The organism is Nocardia sp. NPDC051833, assembly GCF_040681225.1.
Taxonomy (GTDB): domain Bacteria; phylum Actinomycetota; class Actinomycetes; order Mycobacteriales; family Mycobacteriaceae; genus Nocardia.
On record NZ_JBFAYK010000004.1, the window covers coordinates 278,577 to 302,324 of the forward strand.

The 23,748-nt window shown below is 71.6% G+C and carries 18 protein-coding genes; 13 read left to right on the forward strand and 5 right to left on the reverse strand.

Annotated elements, in window-relative coordinates; translation table 11 throughout:
- Positions 1-113 precede the first annotated feature (113 nt).
- Both AB0L91_RS29720 and AB0L91_RS29725 read left to right on the forward strand, forming a co-directional pair.
- Positions 114-1,742 carry an FAD-binding oxidoreductase gene (locus tag AB0L91_RS29720; protein ID WP_357348087.1) on the forward strand — a complete coding sequence of 543 codons (1,629 nt, stop codon included), beginning with the start codon at positions 114-116 and terminating at the stop codon, positions 1,740-1,742.
- 76 nt (positions 1,743-1,818) lie between these two features.
- Positions 1,819-2,769, forward strand: coding sequence for a YegS/Rv2252/BmrU family lipid kinase (locus AB0L91_RS29725; RefSeq protein ID WP_355277112.1), 951 nt, complete (start codon positions 1,819-1,821; stop codon positions 2,767-2,769).
- 261 nt (positions 2,770-3,030) lie between these two features.
- Here AB0L91_RS29725 and AB0L91_RS29730 read toward each other — a convergent pair whose 3' ends face one another.
- Positions 3,031-3,732 carry an AAA family ATPase gene (locus AB0L91_RS29730; RefSeq protein WP_365015705.1) on the reverse strand — a complete coding sequence of 234 codons (702 nt, stop codon included), beginning with the start codon at positions 3,730-3,732 and terminating at the stop codon, positions 3,031-3,033.
- Between the two features lie 309 nt (positions 3,733-4,041).
- Here AB0L91_RS29730 and AB0L91_RS29735 point away from each other — a divergent pair, with 309 nt between their 5' ends.
- From AB0L91_RS29735 to proB, 9 genes are all read left to right on the forward strand, one after another.
- A complete protein-coding gene (locus AB0L91_RS29735) occupies positions 4,042-6,720 on the forward strand; it encodes a valine--tRNA ligase (protein WP_365015707.1) in 2,679 nt (892 codons plus the stop codon).
- An 86-nt stretch (positions 6,721-6,806) separates the two neighbouring features.
- Positions 6,807-8,177 (forward strand): folylpolyglutamate synthase/dihydrofolate synthase family protein, encoded by a 1,371-nt coding sequence (locus AB0L91_RS29740; RefSeq protein ID WP_357348482.1) that lies wholly within the window; start codon positions 6,807-6,809, stop codon positions 8,175-8,177.
- Positions 8,174-8,602 (forward strand): DUF4233 domain-containing protein, encoded by a 429-nt coding sequence (locus tag AB0L91_RS29745; protein WP_365015708.1) that lies wholly within the window; start codon positions 8,174-8,176, stop codon positions 8,600-8,602. Before AB0L91_RS29740 ends, AB0L91_RS29745 begins: the two co-directional genes overlap by 4 nt.
- Positions 8,603-8,611: 9 nt before the next feature.
- Positions 8,612-9,028 carry a nucleoside-diphosphate kinase gene (ndk, locus tag AB0L91_RS29750; RefSeq protein WP_218721467.1) on the forward strand — a complete coding sequence of 139 codons (417 nt, stop codon included), beginning with the start codon at positions 8,612-8,614 and terminating at the stop codon, positions 9,026-9,028.
- A gap of 489 nt (positions 9,029-9,517) precedes the next feature.
- A complete protein-coding gene (locus AB0L91_RS29755) occupies positions 9,518-12,691 on the forward strand; it encodes a translation initiation factor IF-2 N-terminal domain-containing protein (RefSeq protein WP_365015710.1) in 3,174 nt (1,057 codons plus the stop codon).
- 265 nt (positions 12,692-12,956) lie between these two features.
- Positions 12,957-13,268 (forward strand): 50S ribosomal protein L21, encoded by a 312-nt coding sequence (gene rplU, locus AB0L91_RS29760; protein WP_110039506.1) that lies wholly within the window; start codon positions 12,957-12,959, stop codon positions 13,266-13,268.
- 22 nt (positions 13,269-13,290) lie between these two features.
- On the forward strand, positions 13,291-13,557 hold the full coding sequence (gene rpmA, locus AB0L91_RS29765; protein ID WP_022567181.1) for a 50S ribosomal protein L27: 267 nt from the start codon (positions 13,291-13,293) through the stop codon (positions 13,555-13,557).
- A gap of 121 nt (positions 13,558-13,678) precedes the next feature.
- Positions 13,679-15,133: a GTPase ObgE gene (gene obgE, locus AB0L91_RS29770; RefSeq protein WP_355277126.1), complete on the forward strand. Its 1,455-nt coding sequence runs from the start codon at positions 13,679-13,681 to the stop codon at positions 15,131-15,133.
- A 147-nt stretch (positions 15,134-15,280) separates the two neighbouring features.
- Positions 15,281-16,378, forward strand: a complete 1,098-nt coding sequence (proB, locus tag AB0L91_RS29775) for a glutamate 5-kinase (RefSeq protein WP_355277201.1) — start codon at positions 15,281-15,283, stop codon at positions 16,376-16,378.
- Between the two features lie 3 nt (positions 16,379-16,381).
- Here the strand turns inward: proB and AB0L91_RS29780 are convergent, their stop codons facing one another.
- From AB0L91_RS29780 to AB0L91_RS29790, 3 genes are read right to left on the reverse strand one after another with little or no spacing between them, the layout of a single operon-like run.
- On the reverse strand, positions 16,382-17,833 hold the full coding sequence (locus AB0L91_RS29780; RefSeq protein WP_365015712.1) for a hypothetical protein: 1,452 nt from the start codon (positions 17,831-17,833) through the stop codon (positions 16,382-16,384).
- Positions 17,833-18,204 (reverse strand): hypothetical protein, encoded by a 372-nt coding sequence (locus tag AB0L91_RS29785; protein ID WP_357348073.1) that lies wholly within the window; start codon positions 18,202-18,204, stop codon positions 17,833-17,835. Before AB0L91_RS29785 ends, AB0L91_RS29780 begins: the two co-directional genes overlap by 1 nt.
- Before the next feature lie 36 nt (positions 18,205-18,240).
- Positions 18,241-18,975 (reverse strand): ESX secretion-associated protein EspG, encoded by a 735-nt coding sequence (locus tag AB0L91_RS29790; protein ID WP_365015713.1) that lies wholly within the window; start codon positions 18,973-18,975, stop codon positions 18,241-18,243.
- A 184-nt stretch (positions 18,976-19,159) separates the two neighbouring features.
- On the opposite strand from AB0L91_RS29790, the gene AB0L91_RS29795 reads away from it, so the two are divergent.
- Both AB0L91_RS29795 and AB0L91_RS29800 read left to right on the forward strand, forming a co-directional pair.
- The gene (locus AB0L91_RS29795) at positions 19,160-19,981 is read left to right on the forward strand and encodes a DUF5602 domain-containing protein (RefSeq protein WP_365015715.1); all 822 of its coding nucleotides are present in this window, start codon (positions 19,160-19,162) and stop codon (positions 19,979-19,981) included.
- Positions 19,982-20,034: 53 nt separating this feature from the next.
- Positions 20,035-22,776 carry an AAA family ATPase gene (locus AB0L91_RS29800; protein ID WP_365015716.1) on the forward strand — a complete coding sequence of 914 codons (2,742 nt, stop codon included), beginning with the start codon at positions 20,035-20,037 and terminating at the stop codon, positions 22,774-22,776.
- Here the strand turns inward: AB0L91_RS29800 and AB0L91_RS29805 are convergent.
- A complete protein-coding gene (locus AB0L91_RS29805) occupies positions 22,770-23,720 on the reverse strand; it encodes a D-isomer specific 2-hydroxyacid dehydrogenase family protein (RefSeq protein WP_365015717.1) in 951 nt (316 codons plus the stop codon). The genes AB0L91_RS29800 and AB0L91_RS29805 overlap by 7 nt on opposite strands.
- Between the last annotated feature and the right edge of the window lie 28 nt (positions 23,721-23,748).

The following is a 23,748-nucleotide window of genomic DNA, read 5'->3' on the forward strand; positions in this document are numbered from 1 at the left end:
CAGCGGGGTCGGTGTCGTGAATGCGGGGCAGTGACATCCGACAGCGATCGGATGTCGACTCGAGGACATATCGTACTGGTTACTGCTTGACACTATATGTCAGAATGTAACGCATGGTCGAGACGCAACCCGAAAATTCCGGTGCCGCCACCCTGCCGCCGAGTATGGTGTGGGACGCCTGGGGTGTCCCCGCTGGACACCAGCCCCTGTCGGCGCAGATCCGCGGCCTGCTCGCGCAGGTGTTCGGCATCTCGGGCGAGCCGGTGGCGCGTCGCGACGAGGGCGACGTGCCGCTGCGCCCCGCCGCCCTCACCGACGCCGACCGCGCCGGGATCGCCGCTATCGTCGGTGACGAAAATCTCAGTACCGAGAATGTCGCGCGGCTGCGTCACGCGGGCGGCAAGAGCACCCCCGATCTGCTCCGGCGCCGGGCCACCGGCCCGCAGGACGCGCCGGACGCCATCGTCTTCCCGGCCGATCACGCGCAGGTCCTCGCGCTGCTGGCCTATTGCTCCGAGCACGCCGTCGCGGTCGTCCCGTTCGGCGGCGGCACCAGCGTGGTCGGTGGCGTCGACCCGGTGCGCGGGCAGTTCGACACCGTCATCGCGCTGGATCTGCGCAGGCTCGACACCCTCACCGGCGTCGACCCGGTGAGCGGGCTCGCCACCCTCGGCGCCGGCGTCACCGGTCCGCAGGCCGAGAAGCTGCTCGGCGCGCACGGGCTGTCGCTGGGGCACTTCCCGCAGAGCTTCGAGTTCGCCACCATCGGTGGGTTCGCCGCGACCAGGTCGTCCGGTCAGGCCTCGGCGGGCTACGGTCGCTTCGACGACATGGTCGAGCGCCTGGTCGTCGCCACTCCGCAGGGCACCGTGGAACTCGGGCGCGCGCCCGCCTCGGCCGCCGGGCCGGACCTGCGGGAGCTGTTCGTGGGCTCCGAGGGCACCCTGGGCATCATCACCTCGGTCACGCTGCGCGTGCACCCGGTTCCGGCGACCACGGCCTACCAGGCCTGGTCGTTCCCCGACTTCGCCACCGGCGCTGCCGCGCTGCGCACCCTGGTGCAGACCGGCGCCGCGCCGACTGTGCTTCGCCTGTCCGACGAGGCCGAGACCGGGCTGAACCTGGCCCGCTCCGGGGACATCGGCGGCGCGCCGGTCACCGGCTGCCTGGCCATCACCACCTACGAGGGCACCGAGGCGCACGTCGCCGCCCGCGCGCTGGAGGCGAGCGGGCTGCTCACCGCCGCCGGTGGCACCGCGCTGGGTGAGGCGCCGGCCCAGCAGTGGGAGCACGGCCGCTTCGCCGCGCCGTACCTGCGTGACGCGCTGCTCGACGTCGGCGTGCTGTGCGAGACCCTGGAGACCGCGACCACCTGGGCGAACCTGTCGAACCTGAAGACCAAGGTGACCGGGGCGCTGATGGATTCGCTCGGCGCGCAGGGCACGCCCGCCCTGGTGATGTGCCACATCTCGCACACCTACCCGACCGGCGCCTCGCTGTACTTCACCATCGTCGCCAAGCAGCTCGACGATCCGATCGCGCAGTGGCGGATCGCCAAGTCGGCGGTCGGCGACGCGATCATCGCCGCGGGCGGCACCATCACCCATCACCACGCCGTCGGCGCCGACCACCGTCCGTGGATGCAGTCGGAGATCGGTGACCTGGGTGTTCGTGTCTTGCGCGCGGTGAAGCGGGAACTCGACCCCGCCGGCGTGCTGAATCCTGGAAAGCTGGTGCCGTGAGGGAGTCTCGGCGAGTGATCCAGAACCGTCGCGCGCGGTCGCGCACGACGGCGCCGAGTCCCGGTGAGGTGGAGTCGTGAGTGAACTCGCGGTGCGACGCGTGCTCGTCGTCACCAATCCGCATTCGGGCGCGGGCCGGGGCGACGGCGTCGCCGAGGCCGTGCTGGAGCGGTTGCTGGCGCAGGGTGTCGAGGTGGCCGAGGTCCGCGCGCCGAGCGCGGCCGAATCCGTCGAGCAGGTCAGGGCGGCGGTGACCAGTGAGCTTCGCAGGCCCGACGCGGTGCTCTGCGTCGGCGGCGACGGGCTGATGAACGTGCTGCTGGCCGCGGTCGCGCACAGCACGGTGCCACTGGGCCTCGTCCCCGCGGGCACCGGCAACGACCTGGCCAGGGAACTCGGCATCCCCACCGGTAACCCGGAGGCGGCCACCGACATCGTGCTGCGCGGGCGGGTCCGCCACATCGACCTCGGCCGGATCGAGTCGACGTACGCGACACCCACCTGGTTCGCCACCGTCGTCGGCACCGGGTTCGACGCGCGGGTCACTCTGCGCGCCAACAAGATGCGCTACCCGCGCGGGCCGCTGCGCTACACCGTGGCCGCGGTGGCCGAGCTGATGCGCGGCTACACGCTGCCGTTCACGATCGAGCTGTCGGGCCTGGCGCCCGGCGCGCTCGACAATCCCGAGGGCGAGCACACGGTCGTGCACACCGACGCCGTGATGGCCCCGATCGGCAATACCCGCACCTACGGCGGCGGCATGCTGGTCTGCCCGGAGGCGGTCGCCGACGACGGCTACCTCGACATCACCGTGGTCGGCGCGGTCTCCCGGCTGGAGATGGCGCGGCTGTTGCCCGCGCTGTCGGCGGGCAAGCGCATCGATCATCCGTCGACCAAGCGCTACCGCGCCCGGCGGATCACCGTCAGCGCCGACGGCGGTTATGCCACCGCTGACGGCGAGCCGGCGGGGATGCTGCCGGTCACGGTGCAGGCGATGCCGGGCGCGCTGACGGTCTTGGTTCCCTAGGCGGGTGCGGGCAGCGCGGCCTGCGCTGACGGTGTGAGCGGGTGCTGGCAGCGCGGCCCGCTGGTGCCATGGCCGGGTACGGCCTGCGCTCGGCACCCCGGACGGGTGCTGACAGCGCGGTCTGCTGACCCGTCGACGGGCTGCGTCGTCGGGCGTGCCGGGGCGCGCGGGGTCGGGTGTTGTTCGCACCCCCGGTGCTCGACTCGCACCGGGGAAACGGCCGGGTGTACCGGCCGTTCGTCGCAGGCGGCGGATGGCGGCTCAGGCGGCGTCGAAGGTGACGCGGGTGACCGCGCTCAGGGTCGGGCGGTCGACGATCACCACCGATGCTGACTCCAGCGGTTCCGCGACCGAGCGGAGCGGGCCGTCGCCGCGCGCGCCGAGGGTGCCCATCATCCGTTCCCACCGGCGGCAGTGCGCGGTGAACGCCACCCCGTTGACCCGCCTGCCCCGGGTGATCTGCCCGTCCCTCGCCTGCGTCGCGGGCACATCGATCAGCACCATGTGCAGTTCCCGGCGACCCTCGCGGGCCCAGCGCGCGATCAGCTTGCGGCTCCAGCCGAAGGTGGCACAGTCGTGGATGGCGACCGGTCCCTCGGCGGTGTGCAGCGCGGCGCGGATGGCGCGGTAGTGCGCGAGGTGCACCAGGGGTCGCCACAGCGGGTACGGCAGCAGGCCGAGCCGGTGCCGGAGCCGGTTGCGGGTGTGGTTGGAATCGAGCACCAGCGCGCCCGAGGCCGTGCGCACCGGCTGCTCGGCTTCCGGTCCGGCGGCGAAGAAGCGGTGTAGCGCAGTGGATTTGCCCGCGCCGGGCACACCGGCGAAGACCAGCACGCTGGCGGCGGGGTAGCGGAGCTCGTCGACCTCGCCCGCGCGCAGGTCGAGCAGCGCGGCGGGCCGGACGGTCCGGGTGCGCGCGGCGCGGGGCGGGGGAGAGGCGGCGGAATCGAGCGGGGGCGTCACCCTCTCCAGAATCCGCGAAAACGGACAATTCGGCAATCCGGGATTACCCGGATCTTCGCCGGAGCCGGTTGGCTCACAACAACTTCCGCGTGTCGTTGTGGCCGGGGGCAAAAGTTACTCGCGCGGCAACCTGAAGCTGAGAATTGCCTATGGATTCCCCTGGCCACCGCGAATCGCCGGTAGTATCACAGGGGTAGACGGAGTCTTCGGTGTCCCTCATCCACCGAAGATTCCGTCTCTGTTTTTCTCCGGGGCCGACCGCCGGAGGTGGTGGTAAGTCGCCGAGGCGGCGCCCCTTAGGATTGGGGCGTGACCAGCGCAGCCCCAGACAACTCGCGTAATCGTGCCGATGCCCTGCCCAAGAGCTGGAACCCCAGCGAGGTAGAGGCCGACCTGTACGAGGGCTGGGTAGCCGCCGGATACTTCGGCGCCGACGCGACCAGCGGCAAGCCCGCCTACTCGATCGTGCTGCCGCCGCCGAACGTCACCGGCACCCTGCACATGGGCCACGCCCTCGACCACACCCTCATGGACACCCTCACCCGCCGCAAGCGGATGCAGGGCTACGAGGTGCTGTGGCTGCCCGGCATGGACCACGCCGGCATCGCCACCCAGACCGTGGTGGAGAAGCAGCTGGCCGTCGACGGCAAGACCAAAGAGGACTTCGGCCGCGAGCTGTTCATCGACAAGGTCTGGGACTGGAAGCGCGAATCCGGTGGCGCGATCCAGGCCCAGATGCGCCGCCTCGGTGACGGCGTCGACTGGAGCCGCGACCGCTTCACCATGGACGAGGGCCTCTCGCGTGCCGTCCGCACCATCTTCAAGAAGATGTACGACGCGGGCCTGATCTACCGGGCCGAGCGGCTGGTGAACTGGTCGCCGGTGCTCAAGACCGGCATCTCCGACCTCGAGGTGGATTACAAGGACGTCGACGGCGAGCTCGTCTCGCTGCGCTACGGCTCGCTCGACGACAACGAGCCGCACGTGGTGGTGGCCACCACCCGGGTGGAGACGATGCTCGGCGACACCGCCGTGGCCGTGCACCCCGACGATCCGCGCTACGCCGCGATGATCGGCAGCACCGTCTACCACCCGATCACCGGCACCCAGATCCCGATCATCGCCGACGACTACGTCGACCCGGAGTTCGGCACCGGCGCGGTGAAGATCACCCCCGCGCACGACCCCAACGACTTCGAGATGGGCCTACGGCACAACCTGCCGATGCCGACGATCATGGACGAGGGCGGCCGGATCACCGGCACCGGAACCGAATTCGACGGCATGGACCGTTTCGAGGCACGGGTGAAGGTGCGCGAGCGCCTCCAGTCCGAGGGCCGCGTTGTCGCCGAGAAGCGGCCCTACGCGCACAGCGTCGGCCACTCCGAGCGCTCCGGTGAGCCGATCGAGCCGCGCCTGTCGATGCAGTGGTGGGTCAAGGTCGAATCGCTGGCCAAGGCCGCCGGCGACGCCGTGCGCGAGGGCGACGTGAAGATCCATCCGGCCAGCCAGGAGCCGCGCTGGTTCGACTGGGTCGACAACATGCACGACTGGTGCATCTCGCGCCAGCTGTGGTGGGGTCACCGCATCCCGATCTGGTACGGCCCCGAGGGCGAGATCGTCTGCCTCGGCCCCGACGAGGAAGCCCCCGAGGGCTGGGTGCAGGACCCCGACGTCCTCGACACCTGGTTCTCCTCGGGCCTGTGGCCGTTCTCCACGATGGGCTGGCCCGACGCCACCCCGGAGCTGGCCAAGTTCTATCCGACCAGCGTGCTCGTCACCGGCTACGACATCCTGTTCTTCTGGGTGGCCCGGATGATGATGTTCGGCATGTTCGTCAGCGACGACCCGGTGCTCACCGTCGGCAAGGGCGGCCAGAAGCAGGTGCCGTTCGAGGACGTCTTCCTGCACGGCCTGATCCGCGACCAGTTCGGCAAGAAGATGTCGAAGTCGCGCGGCAACGGCATCGACCCGCTGGACTGGATCAACTCCTACGGCGCCGACGCGCTGCGCTTCACCCTGGCCCGCGGCGCTCAGCCGGGCGGCGACCTCTCGGTCGGCGAACCGCACGCGCTGGCCTCGCGCAGCTTCGTCACCAAGCTGTTCAACGCCACCAAGTTCGCGCTGATGAACGGTGCTCGCTCGGGTGAGCTGCCGCCGCGCGAGACGCTGACCGACACCGACCGCTGGATCGTCGACCGGCTCGACGAGGTGCGCGCCGAAGTCGACGCCGCCTTCGACGCCTACGAGTTCGGCAAGGCCTGCGAGGCGCTCTACCACTTCGCCTGGGACGAGCTGTGCGACTGGTACCTGGAGCTGTCCAAGGTCCAGTTCGCCGAGTCCGACGCGCGCGCCGAGAGCACCGCGGTGGTGCTCGGCACGGTGCTCGACGCGGTGCTGCGCCTGCTGCACCCGGTGATCCCGTTCGTCACCGAGACCCTGTGGAAGGCGCTGACCGGCGGCGACTCGGTGGTCGTCGCCCCGTGGCCGACCGCGAGCGGTGTGTCCACCGACACCGTGGCCGCGCAGCGGGTCGCCGACGCGCAGCGCCTGATCACCGAGATCCGCCGCTTCCGCAGCGACCAGGGCCTGGCCGACAAGCAGAAGGTGAAGGCCACGCTGGTCGGCCTGGACGAGGCCGGACTCGGCGGGTTCGCCGGCTCGGTGGCCAACCTGGCCCGGCTGACCGAACCCGGCGACGATTTCGCCACCACCGCCGAGGTGCAGGTGCGCCTGTCCGGCGCGACGGTCACCGTGCAGCTCGACACCTCCGGCGCGATCGACCTCGACGCCGAACGCCGCAGGCTGGAGAAGGATCTCGCGGTCGCGCAGAAGGACCTCGACACCACGACGGCCAAGCTGGGCAACGAGGCGTTCCTGGCCAAGGCGCCGCAGCAGGTCGTCGACAAGATCACCGGCCGCCGGGATGTGGCCGCGGCCGAAGTCGCGCGCATCGGTGCCCGGCTGGCGGAGCTGAGCGGCAAGTGAACGACGAGCCGGAGCCGCAGTACGAAGCCGACGACCACCGCCCGGCTCCGCTCGGCGCCGGACCGTCGCCGGTCGATCTGGCCGAGATGGCGCTGGTCGAGGCCGAACTCGACAAGCGCTGGCCCGAGACCAAGATCGAGCCGTCGCTGACCAGGATCAGCACGCTGATGGACCTGCTGGGCAACCCGCAGCGCAACTATCCGGCGATCCACGTCGCGGGCACCAACGGCAAGACGTCGGTGACCAGGATGATCGACGCCCTGCTCACCGCGCTGCACCGGCGCACCGGCCGGATCACCAGCCCGCACCTGCAGCTGGCGACCGAGCGGATCAGCATCGACAACGCGCCGATCAGCCCGGCCCGCTACGTGGAGACCTTCCGCGAGCTCGAGCCCTACATCGGGATGATCGACCAGCAGTCCGAGGCGGCCGGTGGCCCGGCCATGAGCAAGTTCGAGGTGCTCACCGGCATGGCCTACGCCGCCTTCGCCGAGGCGCCGGTCGACGTGGCCGTGGTCGAGACCGGCATGGGCGGCACCTGGGACGCGACCAATGTCATCGACGGGCAGGTCGCGGTGATCACCCCGATCGGCCTCGACCACACCGAGTACCTCGGCCCCGATCTCCCCTCGATCGCCAAGGAGAAGGCCGGGATCATCAAACGCGCCCCCGAGGCGCTGATCCCGGTCGACACCGTCGCGGTGATCGCCGAGCAGGAGCCCGAGGTGATGGACGTATTGCTGCGCCGCGCCGTCGAGGCCGACGCCGCGGTCGCCCGCGAGGGCGCGGAGTTCCGGGTGCTGGAGCGGGCCGTCGCGGTCGGCGGTCAGCTGCTGACCCTGCAGGGGCTCGGCGGCGTCTACGACGAGATCTTCCTGCCGCTGCACGGCGAGCACCAGGCCCGCAACGCCTCGCTCGCGCTGGCCGCGGTGGAGGCGTTCTTCGGCGCCGGTGCCGATCGTCAGCTCGACATCGAGGCCGTGCGCGCGGGTTTCGCGAGCGCGGCCAGCCCGGGCCGGATGGAGCGGATGCGCAACGCGCCCACCATCTTCGTCGACGCGGCGCACAATCCCGCGGGCGCGACGGCGCTGGCGAACACCCTGACCACCGAGTTCGACTTCCGCAAGCTGGTCGGCGTCGTCGCCGTGCTCGCGGACAAGGACGCGGCGGGCATCCTCGACGCGCTGGAACCGGTCTTCGACGAGATCGTGGTCACCAGCAACGGGTCACCGCGGGCGATGGACGTCGACGCGCTCGCCGACCTGGCCGTGCAGCGCTTCGGCGACGAGCGGGTGATCACCGCCGAGACCCTGCCCGACGCGCTGGAATCGGCGATCGCCCTGGCCGAGCAGGCGGGCGACGACGGTGACGTGATCTCGGGCGCCGGCGTCGTGGTCACCGGCTCGGTGGTGACCGCGGGCGCCGCGCGCGCCCTCTTCGGAAAGGCTCCGGCATGAGTGAGGTTCCACCCCCGGCCACCGACCCGTGGAAGGGTCTGCGCGGGGTCATGGCGGGCACCCTGGTCCTCGAGGCCATCGTGGTGCTGCTGGCGCTGCCGGTGGTCGCCGATGTCGGCGGCGGGGTCACCTGGTTGTCCGGCACCTACCTGGTGGTGCTCGCGGTGCTGATGATCCTGGGCGCGGGTGTGCAGCGCAAGCCGTGGGCGATCCCGTTCAACATCGGCCTGCAGGTGCTGTTGCTGGCAGGCGTGTTCATCCACCTGTCGATCGGCATCATCGGCTTGGTGTTCGTCGCGGTGTGGGCGTTCATCCTCGTGCTGCGCTCGGACGTGCAGCGCCGGATGGACGCGGGGCTACTGCCCAGTCAGCGAATGGGTCGTCGAACTGACACGAGTTCGGCTCCGGGCGGCGACGCCGGTTAGAGTGACGCCGTGACTGAGCAGACTTTGGTACTCATCAAGCCGGACGGCGTCTCCCGTGGCCTCGTCGGCGAGGTGCTCGCCCGCATCGAGCGCAAGGGCCTGACCCTCGAGGCGCTGGAGCTGAAGAACGTATCGACCGAGCTGGCCGAGGAGCACTACGCCGAGCACGCCGAGCGCCCGTTCTTCGGTTCGCTGATCGAGTTCATCACCTCGGGCCCCGTCGTCGCGGCCGTGCTGTCGGGCCCGCGCGCGATCGCCGCTTTCCGTCAGCTGGCCGGCGGCACCGATCCGGTCGAGAAGGCCACCCCCGGCACCATCCGCGGTGACTTCGGTCTGGAGACCCAGTTCAACCTCGTTCACGGTTCCGACTCGCCCGAGTCCGCCAAGCGCGAGATCGCGCTCTGGTTCCCCGAGTTCCCTGCCTGAACGCGCTGTACTCGCTCGTCGCGTCCGGTGTGGACGCGACGGGCTCGAGCGGCCGAGGTTCGCGTGAGTTGCGCCGATGGCGATCCCCGCGCGAACCGTATGGGATACTGACTACGGATGTGTTCGTCACCGATGCTCGAACAGGGCGGTTGGTGACAGCCTGTCGCGCAGGTACGCGACGACGGTGACGAACATGACCGGATGACACCGCGGTTGGATGCCGATCATCGCTGCCACGGACGACCCTGTTGCTGGGGTTGCCCGCGCAGGCACGCTGGATGAGCGCTCGGAGCGCGGCGTCACGCCGTACAGCCAGGCGCCGCGTGACCGGTTGGCCCGCCAGAAGATCGATCGAGGTGAGACCGGACACGCGGGGCGAGACCAGATGACCCTCGTACCATCGGTACGAGGTGCACGGACGATGCCCCCGCGTCGGCCGCGTCACTCCCGTACCGGGGAGGGACGCGCCCGGGGGCCCGAGGAGACTTCGTGGCCGATACAGAGCCGCTGGACACAACACAACAGGATGCCGATCAATTGCCGGAGCGAATTCGAGTTCATGCACTGGCCAAGCGGTTGGGAGTGACCAGCAAACGCATCCTGGCCAAACTGGCCGAACTGGGGACCGAGGCGCGCAGCGTCCAATCGAATGTGGATCGCGCGGTCGCCGAGACCGTGCGCGACGCGATCGCCGCCGCCGACGCCGAGACCGGCGAATCCCCAGCATCCACCCCCGCGGCGGCACCGTCGCCCGCCACCCCCGTCGCCGAGCAGCCGGCCGACTCCACCACGGCGCCCGCGCCGATGTTCTCGGCGCCCGACGTCGCGAGCACCGAGGGCGTGTTCGCCGCGAGCGACGCGCACACCGATCTGTTCACCCATCGGTCCACCGAGACCCCGGCGCCCGCCGAGGCCGCGGCCTTCGACGCGCCCGCGTTCACCGCGCCGCTGTTCCTGCCGCCGGATGCCACCGCCGCCGAGGAGACGCGCAAGCGCCGCCGGGCCGAGCGCACGGCCAAGCGGACCGAGGAGCCGGTCGCCGACGTCGAGCCCGAGACCGAGACCACCGACGCCGAGGACGAGTCCGACGCCGCCGGTGACAACGACGACGCCGACGGCCAGCCGCGCCGCCGTCGCCGTGGCCGTCGTGGCCGCGGCCGTGGCCGGGGCGAGCAGTCCGCCGACGGCGACGACACCGAGACCGAGGGCGCCGAGCACGACACCGACGACGAGTCCGCCGTGTCGTCGGAGGCCGCCACCGACGAGGCCGAGCAGGCCGAGGACACCGACGCCGAGTCCGACGACGAGGACGACAACCAGCCCGAGGGCGCGAGCCGTCGCCGTCGCCGTCGCCGTCGCCGCAAGGTCGGCGGGGAGGGTGGCGATGCCGACGCCGCCGACGACGATCCGCCGAACACCGTCGTGCACGAGCGCGAGCCGCGCAACAAGAGCCGCGGCCGGGCCGGGTCCGACGAGGTGCAGGGCATCTCCGGTTCCACCCGGCTCGAGGCCAAGCGGCAGCGTCGCCGGGACGGCCGGGAGGCCGGTCGTCGTCGTCCGCCGATCCTGACCGAGTCGGAGTTCCTGGCCCGCCGCGAGGCGGTCGACCGGGTGATGGTCGTGCGGGAGAAGTCGTTCGACGCCGCCGAGCACGCGCCGGGGCACCAGATCACCACCCAGGTGGCGGTGCTCGAGGACAACATCCTGGTCGAGCACTTCGTGACCAGTTCCGGCCAGGCGTCGATGGTGGGCAATGTCTACCTCGGCAAGGTGCAGAACGTGCTGCCCAGCATGGAGGCCGCGTTCATCGACATCGGCCGTGGCCGCAACGGCGTGCTCTACGCCGGTGAGGTGAACTGGGACGCCGCCGGTCTCGGCGGCAAGGAGCGCAAGATCGAGCAGGCGCTCAAGCCCGGCGATCAGGTGCTGGTGCAGGTGTCCAAGGACCCGGTCGGTCACAAGGGCGCCCGCCTGACCACCCAGATCTCGCTCGCGGGTCGCTTCCTGGTGTACGTGCCGGGCGGCACCTCCACCGGGATCAGCCGCAAGCTGCCCGACACCGAGCGCAAGCGGCTCAAGGAGATCCTGCGCGAGATCGTGCCCGCCGACGCCGGCGTGATCATCCGCACCGCGTCCGAGGGCGTCAGCGAGCCCGAACTGGCCCGCGACGTCGAGCGGCTGCAGGCCACCTGGCGCACCATCGAGGAGGCCGCGGCCAAGGAGTCCAACGCGCCCAAGGCCCTCTACGAGGAGCCGGACCTGCTGGTCAAGGTCATCCGCGACCTGTTCAACGAGGATTTCGCCAGGCTGGTCATCGAAGGTGACCGGGCCTGGAGCACCGTCGAGAACTACGTCCGCACCGTCGCGCCGGACCTGCTGCCGCGGGTGAACCAGCACGAGAACAACGGTGTCGACGTGTTCGAGACCTTCCGCATCGACGAGCAGCTGGCCAAGGCGCTCGACCGCAAGGTGTGGCTGCCCTCCGGCGGCACCCTGGTGATCGACCGCACCGAGGCGATGACCGTCGTCGACGTCAACACCGGCAAGTTCACCGGTTCCGGGTCGAGCAACCTGGAGGAGACCGTCACCAGGAACAACCTGGAGGCGGCCGAGGAGATCGTGCGCCAGATGCGGCTGCGCGACATCGGCGGCATGATCGTCGTCGACTTCATCGACATGGTGCTCGAATCCAACCGTGACCTGGTGCTGCGCCGGCTCACCGAGGCGCTGGGCCGCGACCGCACCCGCCACCAGGTGTCGGAGGTGACCTCGCTCGGCCTGGTCCAGATGACCCGCAAGAAGCTGGGCACCGGTCTGGTCGAGGCGTTCTCCACCACCTGTGAGCACTGCCACGGGCGCGGCATCCTCGTGCACTCCTACCCGGTCGACGCCGGGTCCGGTGCCGAGGACTCGGGCAGCCGGGCCAAGGAAGGCTCGTCGCGGCGTCGTCGCGGCAAGGACAAGAGCCAGGACAAGCCCGCCGCCACGGCCGCTCCGGCGACCAACGGCACCGCACCCGCCGAGCACGGTGAGGAGGACATCGCGGTCAAGCGGGCCCACCCGGTCGCGCTCGCGATGGCCGCCCACCACGGTGAGGACGGCGAGCCCGCCGAGGAGGTCGTGGCCGAGGCCGTGGCCACCGAGGAGGCGCCCGCCGAGCCGACCCGCTCGCGCTCGCGGTCCCGGTCGCGCCGGTCGAGCCGGGGCGCGGCCGCCCAGGCCGAGTCGGCGGTCGACAGTCCCGCGCTGACCGGGGTCATCCCGGCCGAGCAGGCCGAGGACACGGCCCCGGCCGAGACCCCGGTCGAGCCCGTCGCCGAGCCGACGCCGGTCGAGCCGGAGCCGGTCCCGGCGGACGCCGAGCCGGAGCCCGTCGCGGCCGAGGCGGTCGCCGAGCCGGAGCCCGAGCAGGCCGAGCCCGAACCGGAGCCGGTCGTCGAGGAGCCCGCTGCCCGCGCACCGCGCAGGCGTCGGGTGGCCCGCTCGACGGCCGCACCCGCCCCTGACAGCGCGGGCGCGGTGTTCGTCCTGTCGACGAGCGAGCAGCCGCCCGCCACGGCGGTGGTGGACTTCGCCGCCGAGCCGGTCGTCGTCCCCGCCCGCAAGCCGCGCCGTCGCGCGGTGGGCAGGCCGGCGGGCGCGCCCGCGGCCGAATCGAACTAGGAGGCCACCTGCGCGCGGGGAGCCCTCCTCGCGCGCAGGCCCCCGATCCGGCCCTGACCGGCCGAATTGGGGGAGTGGATACCGGTCTGGTAACCTAGGTCGGTCGCTGCCCCGCGATTGGGCACCTAGCCGAACGGCAGGGTGATACCGCAGGCAAGTGACCGTTGCTCTCCCCGTTCGCGGGAATGAGCCCCAGTCAAGAACACGCGTCGCGCAGCTGTGACGTGAAACGAGCACGACCAACGTGAGTGGAGGAAGCCGACCGATGGCAGCGTACGCAATCGTCAAGACCGGCGGAAAGCAGTACAAGGTCGCGGTCGGTGACCTGGTGAAGGTCGAGAAGATCGAGGGCGAGCCCGGCACCGCCGTGGCCCTGACCCCGGTTCTCGTCGTCGACGGCGCCGATCTGACCACCGACGCCGACAAGCTGGCCAAGATCTCCGTGGCCGCCGAGGTCGTCGACCAGACCAAGGGCCCGAAGATCCGGATCCACAAGTTCAAGAACAAGACCGGCTACCACAAGCGCCAGGGTCACCGTCAGCCGCTGACGGTCATCAAGGTCACCGGCATCAAGTAAGACATCCCGAGGAGACGAAGCAATGGCACATAAGAAGGGTGCATCCAGCTCCCGGAACGGTCGTGATTCGAACGCCCAGCGCCTCGGCGTGAAGCGCTTCGGTGGCCAGAAGGTCAGCGCGGGCGAGATCCTCGTCCGTCAGCGCGGAACCCACTTCCACCCCGGCGTGAACGTCGGTCGTGGCGGCGACGACACCCTGTTCGCCCTCGCGGCGGGCGCGGTCGAGTTCGGCACCAAGCGTGGCCGCAAGACCGTCAACATCGTCGTCCCGGAGCCGGCCCAGGCCTGACCGCCTGGAGCGTCAGCTCCCCACGGACACCGGAGCGGGTCAGGGTTCATTCCCTGACCCGCTCCGTCGTGTTCGCCCACCCTTACCGCAATCGACCAGTCAGAAGGAGGAGGATCAACCCATGTCCAAATTCATCGACCGCGTCGTGCTGCATGTTCGTGCCGGTAGAGGTGGACACGGTTGCGCCTCGGTGCATCGTGAGAAGTTCAAGCCGCTCGGTGGTCCCGACGGCGGCAACGGCGGCAACGGCGGGGACGTGATCCTCGAGGTCGACGCCAACGTCCACACCCTGCTCGACTTCCATTTCCACCCGCACGCCAAGGCAGGCAACGGCAAGCCCGGCGAGGGCGGCAATCGCGACGGCAAGATGGGCACCGATCTGGTGCTGAAGGTGCCCGACGGCACCGTCGTGGTCGATTCCGCCGGTGCGGTCGTCGTCGACCTGGTCGGCGCGGGCAACAAGTTCGTGGTCGCCAAGGGCGGCCGTGGCGGCCTCGGCAACGCCTCGCTGGCGTCCAAGGCGCGCAAGGCGCCCGGTTTCGCGCTGCTCGGTGAAGAGGGCGAAGAACTCGATCTGGTGCTGGAGCTGAAGTCGGTCGCCGACGTCGGCCTGGTCGGGTTCCCGTCGGCGGGCAAGTCCTCGCTGGTGTCGGTGCTCTCGGCCGCCAAGCCCAAGATCGCCGACTACCCGTTCACCACCCTGGTCCCGAACCTGGGTGTGGTCGCCAGCGGTGACACCACCTTCACCGTCGCCGACGTGCCGGGTCTGATTCCCGGCGCCAGCGACGGCCGTGGCCTCGGCCTGGACTTCCTGCGCCACCTGGAGCGCTGCGCGGTGCTCGCGCACGTGGTCGACTGCGCGACCCTCGAACCGGGCCGTGACCCGGTGTCCGACGTCGACGCGCTGGAAGCCGAACTGGCCGCGTACAAGCCGGCGCTGGCCGGTGACGCGAGCCTCGGTGATCTGGCCGACCGCCCGCGCGTGGTCATCCTGAACAAGACCGATGTCCCCGACGCCGCCGAACTGGCCGAGATGGTGACCGCCGAGTTCACCGAACGCGGCTGGCCGGTGTTCGAGATCTCCGCGGTGAGCCGCGCCGGGCTGCGTCCGCTTACCTTCGCGCTGGCCGACATGGTCCGCCAGTATCGCGAGGATCACCCCAAGGCCGCGCCCAAGCGCCAGATCATCCGCCCGATCGCGACCGACGAGTCCGGGTTCAGCGTCATCGCCGATCCGCAGGAGCCGGGTGGCTTCATCGTGCGCGGCACCCGGCCGGAGCGCTGGGTGCGCCAGACCCAGTTCGACAACGACGAAGCCGTCGGCTACCTCGCCGACCGGCTGGCCCGCCTCGGTGTCGAGGCGGAGCTGGTCAAGCAGGGTGCCGAGCCGGGGTGCTCGGTGACCATCGGCGACGTGTCGTTCGAGTGGGAACCGCAGGTGTCCGCTGGTGTCGACATCGTGCCGACCGGGCGCGGCACCGATGTGCGACTGGAGAACAACAGCCGGGTCGGCGCGGCCGAGCGCAAGCACGCGTCGCGGGCGCGTCGCGGGCTGCTCGACGAGAACGAGAAGTAAGGGGTCCGGCCGCCGCGCGGCGCCGAAAACCGGTGTCGCGCGCGGCCGTTCGATCGGCATACTGCGGTGGGTCACCGGGCATGAGCCGGGACCGTCGACGATGGTGATCGCGGTGCAGGGAGTAAGGCTATGCGGGTGAGTTCGGAGCTGAGTGCGGCGCGCCAGGCCATCGTGTCGGCGCGCGCGGTCGTGGTGAAGATCGGTTCGTCGGCGCTGACCAGCCTCGAGGGCGGTCTGGACACCGACCGGCTCGACCGGCTGGCCGACGCCGTGGAGGCGCGGATGCGGGCCGGCTCGGACGTGGTCGTGGTGTCCTCCGGCGCGATCGGCGCCGGCATCGCCCCGCTGGGCCTGTCACGCAGGCCCAAGGACCTGGCCACCAAGCAGGCCGCGGCGAGCGTCGGCCAGCTGGCCCTCGCGCACGCCTGGGGCACCTCGTTCGCCCGCTACGACCGCACGGTCGGCCAGGTGCTGCTCTCCGCCGACGATTTCGCCCGCCGCGAGCACCACCGCAACGCCCAGCGCACCCTCGACCGACTACGGTCACTCGGCGCGATCGCCGTGGTCAACGAGAACGACACCGTCGCCACCGAGGAGATCCGCTTCGGCGACAACGACCGCCTCGCCGCCCTGGTGGCGCACCTGGTCGGCGCCGATGCCCTGATCCTGCTCTCGGACGTCTCCGGCCTCTACGACGGCGACCCGCGCAAGGGCGCCGCGAACTTCATCCCCGAGGTGCGCAGCAGCGCCGACCTCGACGGCGTCATCGCGGGCAGCGGTGGCGCGCTCGGCACCGGCGGCATGGCCTCGAAGCTGTCCGCCGCCCGCCTGGCCGCCGACGCGGGCATCCCCGTGCTGCTGGCCTCGGCCGCCGATGCCGCGACGGCGCTGGCCGACGGCACCGTCGGCACCGCCTTCGCCGCCCGCCCGGTCCGCCTGTCCGGCCGCAAGTTCTGGGTCCGCCACGCCGCCGACACCCGCGGCGCGGTCCTGATCGACGCGGGCGCCGTCGAGGCCGTCGCCAAACGCCGCTCCCTGCTCGCCGCGGGCATCACCGGCGTGCGCGGCCGCTTCTTCGGCGGCGACGTCGTCGACCTGGTCAGCCCCGACAACCGCGTGGTCGCCCGCGGCGTCGTCGAATACGACAGCACCGAACTGACCACCATGCTCGGCCGCTCCACCACCGAACTCCCCGACACCATGCAGCGCCCGGTCATCCACGCCGACGACCTGGTCAAGGTCTGATCATCACCGCCGGGGTGGAATGACCCCTGGCTGATCCAGGTCCAGGGGTGGTGCGGGCGGGGGTGTTACGGGTTGCGGCCGTGGTTCGGTCGCTTCCGGGATCGGGCCGGTGACGCCCGGCTGTCCGCCGGGGTCGACCGGTCCACCGGGGACCGGCGGCACCACGATGCCCGCGTGTGGTTCCGGTGCTCGCGGAACCGGTTGCGGTGCGGGTGCTTCCGGTGCGGGGCTCTGCGGCGCGGGGGGTGCTGACGATTCTGTCTGCGGCGCAGGCTGTTCCGAAGACGGCGCAGGGGATTGCGGTGCCGGTTCGGGGGTGGGGCGCGCGGGCTCCGGTTGCGGTGCGGGCTGTTCCGAGGTGGGCGCGGGAGGCGGGGGCGCGGGCTGTTCCGTCGTCGGCGCCGGAGGCTCCGGTGCCGGTTGTTCGGAGGTCGGCGCGGGGACCTGGGGCGCCGGTTCGGGGGTAGGCGGTGCGAGTTCCGGTTGGGGTGCGGGCTGTTCGGACGTGGGCGCGTGGGACTGAGGTGCCTGGGTGGTGGGTTCCGGTTGTGGCACAGGCGGTTCCGACGTCGGAGCGGGAGGTGCCGGTTGATCGGTTGGGGACGGTGCCGGTCGTTCGCTGGTCGGAGCGGATTGTTCCGTCGTCGGGGCAGGGGTCGCCGGAGCCGGGGTGGTGGTCGGGGGAGCGGGTGTCTCGCTCGACGGTGCGGGAGTGGTGTCCGGCTTCGGGGTTTCGGTGTTCGGGGCCGGATTCTGGCTCGGTGCCGAACTTTCGCCGTTCCCGGCGCCCGGCGCGGTCGTGCCGCCGGTATCGGGCGCCGAACCGCCCTGCGTCGAATCACCCTGCGGTGCAGAGGGTTGCGTGTACCCCGGCGACGACCCGTTGCGTCCCTGTTCCGGAGACCCCGGAGACCCCGGAGACCCCGGCGGCGCGGGCAAGGCGGGCACACCCGTCCCGGCCAGCGAGTACGCGGGCTTGTAGATCATGTTCATCGCCAGCACGGCTTCCTGGCGCAACGCCTCCGCCGCCATCTGCGCGTCGATGACGTGGGCGGCCTCGAGCAACCGCGCGATGGTGCCGATCGGCCCGGACCCACCGGGCGCCACCACCGCGAGCTTCACCGCTTCCGCGGCCGCGGCGACGCCGCCGAGGCGGGCGCCGACCTCGCCGAAGACCGTCGCCAGCTCGCCGATCGAGTCGGCGAAGCTGCGGGTGCTGGCGAAGGCGGCGTCGGCCGCGGCGCCCTCCCACCCGGTCTCGTCGATGACGCGGTCGGCATTGGACCTGGTCAGCGGCATGGTCGTGGTCAGCGCGGCGGCGCTCTCCAGCCAGGCGAGCGAGGCGTCGAGCACCTCGGCGGCGTCGATCTGCTGGGTGCGGGCATAGATCTGCTCGTGCGGCATGGACTCGAAATGCTCCATCGCACTGATGTAGGTGGGGTCGGTGCCGCCCATCAGCGCCGCCTCGGGTCGACCGCGCGCAGGGCGGCGGCCGCGGCGGCGTCGGCCTCGTCGAGCAGACCGGCGCTGAGCAGGAACGCCTCCTTCATCCGGTAGGCGGCCTCGATGTAGTGGTCGAGCAGATCGGCGGCGTCGCGGGCCTTGTGCGCGAACCCGGCCTGCAGCTGCTGCGCGGAGACGAAACCGCCGAATCCACCTGCCTCACCGGCGGATTCGAGGCGCTGACGGAGCTGTCCGAGCCGGTCGGCCTGCTGTTCGTAGAGGTCTGCACAGCGGCGCGCGGCATCGGGATCGAACTTCACGGTCCCCGCCGCGGCGGCGCTGCGGAACCGGGAGATCTCGGCTCTGCTGCTCTCGATCGTCATCGCGTCTCCCCTCCAGATCGTGCGTCGGCGTCCAGGCTAGCCGGACCTTCTGGTGTTGGAACTGTGCACAGGAGCGAGCCTGCGCTGCAGCTGGGCGGCCAGCTGACCGGCCGCGGCGGGCACGACGTGCACCGTTTCCCCCGCGCGCAGCAGATAGCGGCCGTCGCCGGCCACATCGATCCAGCTGTAATGCACCGGCGGCACCGGCGTGGCGCGGTCCAGCCCGGTCTCGATGCGGATGTGGCCCTCGGCGGTGTGCGGGCGGCGCAGCAGGCGCTGGATCCGGGGGACCGCGGGATGGGCCGCGACCACGGTCTCCTCGTCGCGGACGGCGTCGGCGGCGGCCTCGCGCGCCGGTTCCCGGCCGGGCGGGGTGTCGGGCAGACAGGCGGCGACCCTGGCCCCGATCCCGGCGGTGTGCCCGATCGAAACCCGCACGCGGCCACCGTAGTCGGGCCGGGTGCCGGGCTCCTGGACGATGAGGACCGCGTGATCGAAGACCGAGCAGGCGAGCAACCGGATCTCGCTGCCGGGGGTGTGCGCGCCGCCGACGAGCGCGATCCTGGCGTGGGGTGCGGCGACGATCCGCAGGCAGGCGGCGAGGTCGGGGTCGCCGCCGCCGGGTAGTCGATGATCGAGGTCGGCGCGTAATCGGGCGGCCTCGTCCTCGGTGCGTGGTGATTCGAGCACCCGGATCGGGAAGGGCATTCTGTCCTGACCGGATTCCCGCCACACGTGCGCGAATTCGTCAGCGCTGAAGGTCCATCCCATTGCCGATCCCATCCTTACCGAACCAGGACGAGGACAGCCTAACCGTCGTGTCCGAATCCGGCGCATCGTTCTTCCGTCCGGATGGAAACTTCGGGCGCTCTGAGTAGTGAGATGAGTATTTCGGCGGACGACGACCGCCGTCGTGGCTCCTACCTTCGGGACAGATCCGTCGATCGGAGGAGCCATGACCCACGCACGGGTGAGCGCCATGCGCACGCGAAGCATCACCACCGCACTGGCGGCCCTGCTCGTCCTGGCCACCGCCGCGGCCTGCGGCGACGATGCCGACAAGACCTACTACGGCGACGAACGCGCCCTGGGCAACGGCCAGATCCGCACCTTCGTGACCACCGACGATGGCGGCACCCCGACCGAGGTCGGCCTGCGCATCCAGGAGGCGGCGCTGGAGGGTCTGCCGATGCCGGCCACGATGCCGGAGGGCCCGCCGCCCGCCAGCCCCCCGCTGGCGCTGCCGAAGGAAGCGGCGGGCACGGTGGTCGACCACCTCACCTTCGACTGGGTGCCGCACGGTCACCCGCCGATCGGCATGTTCGACAAGCCGCACTTCGACGCCCACTTCTATTTCGTCGACGACGCGACGGTGGCGGCGATCAGCCCGCAGGACCCGGAGTTCCTGACCAAGGCGGCGCACAACCCGGATTCGAAGTACATGCCCGCCAACAGCTCGACGCTGCCCGAGCCGATCGAGGTGCAGGCCGTGCCCGCGATGGGCGTGCACTGGGTCGACATGAGCAATCCGGTCGCGCCGGGCGAGTTCACCCAGACCCTGATCAACGGCGCCTGGGACGGCCAGTACATCTTCACCGAGCCCATGTTCACCAGGGACTGGTTGCTCACCAAGCCGTCGTTCACGGGCGATATTCCGCAACCGCAGGCCTATCAGCACAGCACGCGGTATCCGACCACGTATTCGATCGGCTACGACGACGAAGCGAAGGAGTACGTCGTAACGGTCGGCGGGTTCGTCGAGCGGACCGCCTCCTGACCCTTCTGTAGGGCCCTCACCTGCGAGTATGCTCTGGTACTCGGAGGTGCGGCGTGATCACCGAGCTCATCGGACGCGAGGGGGAACTGGCCGATCTGCTGGCCCGGCTCGACGACGCGGTGCACGGCGCCCCCCACCTGGTGATCTGCTCGGGTGAGGCGGGTGTCGGCAAGACCCGGCTGGTCGCCGAACTGGCCGGGCGCGCCCGTGATCGCGGGGTGCGCACCCTGTGGGCCCGCGCGCTCGAACTCCCCGATACCCCGCCCTTCTGGTTGTGGCGCCAGGCGCTCGGCACCGGCACGCCCGCGCCAGGCGCCGACCGGATCGCGCTGTTCGAGGGGTTCGCGGCCGGTCTCGACGGCGCCGACACCGGCGTGCTGCTGGTGGTCGACGACATCCACTGGGCCGACGAGCCCTCGTTGCAGGCGCTGCTCTACGTCGTCCGCGCGCTGCGCGAGCGGCGGATCATGGTGTGCGCCATCGAACGCGCCGGTGCGACCGACGGCGGCTGGGCCGCGATCAAACCGGAGCTCCTGCGCGAACCGGTCACCGCGTCCCTGCTGCTGCGCGGGCTCTCCCCGGCCGACTCGGCGCGCTGCCTGTGCCTGGAGGCGGGCCGCGAGCTGCCCGACGAACTGGCGGGCGACGCCTTCGACATGACCGGCGGCAACCCCTTCTACCTGCGCGAACTCGGTCGCTCGATGCGCGGTTCCACCGACGGCGCCCTGCGCCTGCCGACCAGCCTGCGTGAGGTGGTGCGAGCCAGGATGGCGCCGCGGTCGAGCCGGGCCCAGGAGCTGCTGCGGGCGGCGTCGATCCTGGGCGAGCGGTTCTCGATCGCGGTCGCCGCCCGGCTGGTCGCCCGCCCGGCGGTGGACTGTCTGGCGGCCGTCGACGAGGCGATCGAGGCCGGGCTGCTGACGACCGCCGACGAACCGGGCGCCGTCCGGTTCGCGCACGCGCTCGTGCGGGCGGCCCTGCTCGACGCCCTGTCCCTGCAGCAGCGGGTGCTCCTGCATCAACGCGCGGCGCTGGCCATCGAGGCGCTGTATCCCGATGCGGTCGAGGCGAATGCGGCCGCGCTGGCCTGGCACTGGGCCAATGCCGCGGTGACCGGCGCGCACGAGCCCGCCGTCCGCTGGGCGCGGCGCGCGGCGGAGGTGGCGCTGCGCGAGCTGGCCTTCGAGGAGGCGGTGCGGCTGTACGGTCTGGCCCTGACCCACGCCGCCGCGCTCGCGCCGGTCGACCGGGGCGGACTGCTGCTCCAGCGCGCCGTCGCGGCGGTTCGGGCCGGTGACCTGACCGCCGCCGGCGCCGATTGCGCCGCCGCGCGGGCACTGGCCCGCAAGGCCGGGGAACCGGCGCTGCGGGCCGAGGCCGCGCTGGTCCTCGAACCGATCGGGGAGCGTGGCTGGGATCGCGATATCGCCGACGCCTGCGCCGACGCGCTCACCACCGACGACCTGCCCGAACCCCTGCGCGCCCGGCTGCTGGCCCGCGCCACCGAGACCGCCGTCTACCTCGGCAGGCTCGACGGCGTCGACGAATCCAGCAGGGCCGCTCTGGTCTCGGCCGATCGCGGTGACGATCCGGATGTGCTCGCGGCGGCGCTGCGGGCCCGTCAGCTCGCCTGCAGCGGACCCGACCACCGGGCCGAACACGGCGTCCTGGCCGCGCGGATGATCGCGGCGGGCGAACGGGCCCGCGATCCGGCCGTGGAGATGTGGGGCAGGCTGTGGCGCATCGACGCCCTGTGGGAGCGGGGCGATCTGGGTGCGGTCACGGGCGAACTGTCCTGCCTGACCTGGTGTGCCGAGCACACCGGTGGCCCGATGGCGCGCTGGCACCTGCTGGTCGCCGAAGCGGCGCTGGCGCAGGCCCGTGGCGAATTCGCGCACGCGCTGGACCGGGCGGGCCGGGCCCACGCGCTCGCGACCACCCTGGGCCATCCCGCGGGGGAGGGTGCCTTCCGCGCGCTGCGGGCTGTCGTCGGCCATCACACCGGCCACGACCCGCACGCCTTGGCCCCGCCGCACGCACCGATCCGCGGCGAGGTCCGCACCCTGTTGTTCGCCGCCCTCGGTACCGCCTTCCCCCTGGTCGACAGCGGCAGGATCGCCGAGGCCGAGCCGCTCTATCGCGGCCTGGGCCGGCCCGAGAAGTGGCCGGTGCCACCGTATTTCCTGCTCAACGTGCTCGCCGTCGGCGGCGCGGTGGCCGTCGCGCTCGGTCTGCGCGACGATGTCGCCTACTTCCGCGAGCGACTGTCGCGCTACCGCGACGGACACATCACCGGCGGTGGCGGCACTGCCCACTACCTCGGTCCGACCACGCTGTGGCTCGGGAAATTCGCCGCGGCACTGGATGATCCGGATGCGGCGTGCGTCGAGCTGCGATCGGCGGCGCGGATCGCGCGGGCGATCGGCGCGCCCGGGTTCGCCGTCGAAGCCGAATGCGAACTCGCCGAACTCCACCTCGCCCGCGGCGCCACCGCCGACGCGCTCGCCCTGGCCGCGGCCGCCCTGCCGGTGGCCGAGTCGCTCGGCATGCCGCCCTGGGCCGAGCGGCTGCGCGTGCTCACCGCCACCCGGAACGACTGGGCCACCCTGACTCCGCGCGAACGCGAGGTCGCCGACCTGGTGGCCCGTGGCCTCACCAATCGGGAGATCGCCGCCGCGCTGGTGCTGTCCGAACGCACCGCGCAGAACCATGTCCAGCACATTCTGACCAAACTCGGCTTCGCCAAGCGCAGCCAGATCGCGGCGTGGGTGGGGCGCGGCCGGATCGCTCAGTAGCCGCGGCGCGGTTCCACGATCGCCAGCAGCGGCGCGCCCGCCACGAACCGGGTCACATTCGCGGCCACGTGGTCGGCGAACGCGGCCAGGCGCAGCTGGGGCGGATTCGAGTCGTGCGGGGTGATGATCGCGTTCGGCAGCGTCCACAGCGGATGCCCGTCCGGCAGCGGCTCGGGCTCGGTGACATCGAGACCGGCGCCGCCGATCACGCCCCGGGTCAGCGCGTCGACCAGCGCGTCGGTGTCGACCAGGCTGCCGCGGGCCACATTGATCACCCAGGACGAGGGCTTGAGCCGGGCCAGTTCGTCGGCGCCGACCAGATGCCGGGTCTGCGTGGTCGCCGGCGCCGCGATCACCACGTGGTCGGTGTGCGACCACACCCGGCTCAGCTGATCGGCGGGCAGCGTCTCCACGCCCTCGGGAATGCCGTCGCCGGTCACCGGCGTGCCCGACCGGTTCACCGCGATCACGTGCGCGCCCAGCGGCGCCAGCATCGGGATCAGGGCCCGCCCGATCCCGCCCGCGCCGACGATGGTCACCGTCTTGCCGCGCAACGAGCCGACGTGCGGGAAGAACTCGCGCTGCTGCCACGAGGTCGCCCGCAGGTGCTCGGGCAGATACCGGACCCCGGCCAGCAGCAGCATCAGCGCGTGCTCGGCGACGCTGTGCGAGAACGCGCCCGCCGCGGAGGTGAACAGCACGTCGGGGTGCGCGGCGAAGACGTCGGCGTCGAAGTAGTCCTCGATCCCCGCCGCGGGCAGCTGCACCCAGCGCACCGACGACGGCAGCGTCGCCGGGAAGGCACCCGGTGTGCCGGTCCAGATCAGCGCCTCCGCGTCGGCGAGCTCGCCGACCTGGGCACCCGCCCCGACGACCGCCTTCTCCAGCAGACGGGATGCCTGCGGGTCCGGACCGAGCGCGATCGTGGTCGCGGATTCCTGCACGGAGACCTCCTGGATGCTCGGCCGCCCA

Bases quoted from the DNA above. Each gene is read 5' to 3' on its own strand.
- AB0L91_RS29720 (WP_357348087.1), top strand. From the start codon at position 114: ATGGTCGAGACGCAACCCGAAAATTCCGGTGCCGCCACCCTGCCGCCG.
- AB0L91_RS29740 (WP_357348482.1), top strand. From the start codon at position 6,807: ATGGCGCTGGTCGAGGCCGAACTCGACAAGCGCTGGCCCGAGACCAAG.
- AB0L91_RS29745 (WP_365015708.1), top strand. From the start codon at position 8,174: ATGAGTGAGGTTCCACCCCCGGCCACCGACCCGTGGAAGGGTCTGCGC.
- rplU (WP_110039506.1), top strand. From the start codon at position 12,957: ATGGCAGCGTACGCAATCGTCAAGACCGGCGGAAAGCAGTACAAGGTC.
- rpmA (WP_022567181.1), top strand. From the start codon at position 13,291: ATGGCACATAAGAAGGGTGCATCCAGCTCCCGGAACGGTCGTGATTCG.
- obgE (WP_355277126.1), top strand. From the start codon at position 13,679: ATGTCCAAATTCATCGACCGCGTCGTGCTGCATGTTCGTGCCGGTAGA.
- AB0L91_RS29780 (WP_365015712.1), bottom strand. From the start codon at position 17,833: ATGGGCGGCACCGACCCCACCTACATCAGTGCGATGGAGCATTTCGAG.
- AB0L91_RS29785 (WP_357348073.1), bottom strand. From the start codon at position 18,204: ATGACGATCGAGAGCAGCAGAGCCGAGATCTCCCGGTTCCGCAGCGCC.
- AB0L91_RS29790 (WP_365015713.1), bottom strand. From the start codon at position 18,975: ATGGGATGGACCTTCAGCGCTGACGAATTCGCGCACGTGTGGCGGGAA.
- AB0L91_RS29795 (WP_365015715.1), top strand. From the start codon at position 19,160: ATGACCCACGCACGGGTGAGCGCCATGCGCACGCGAAGCATCACCACC.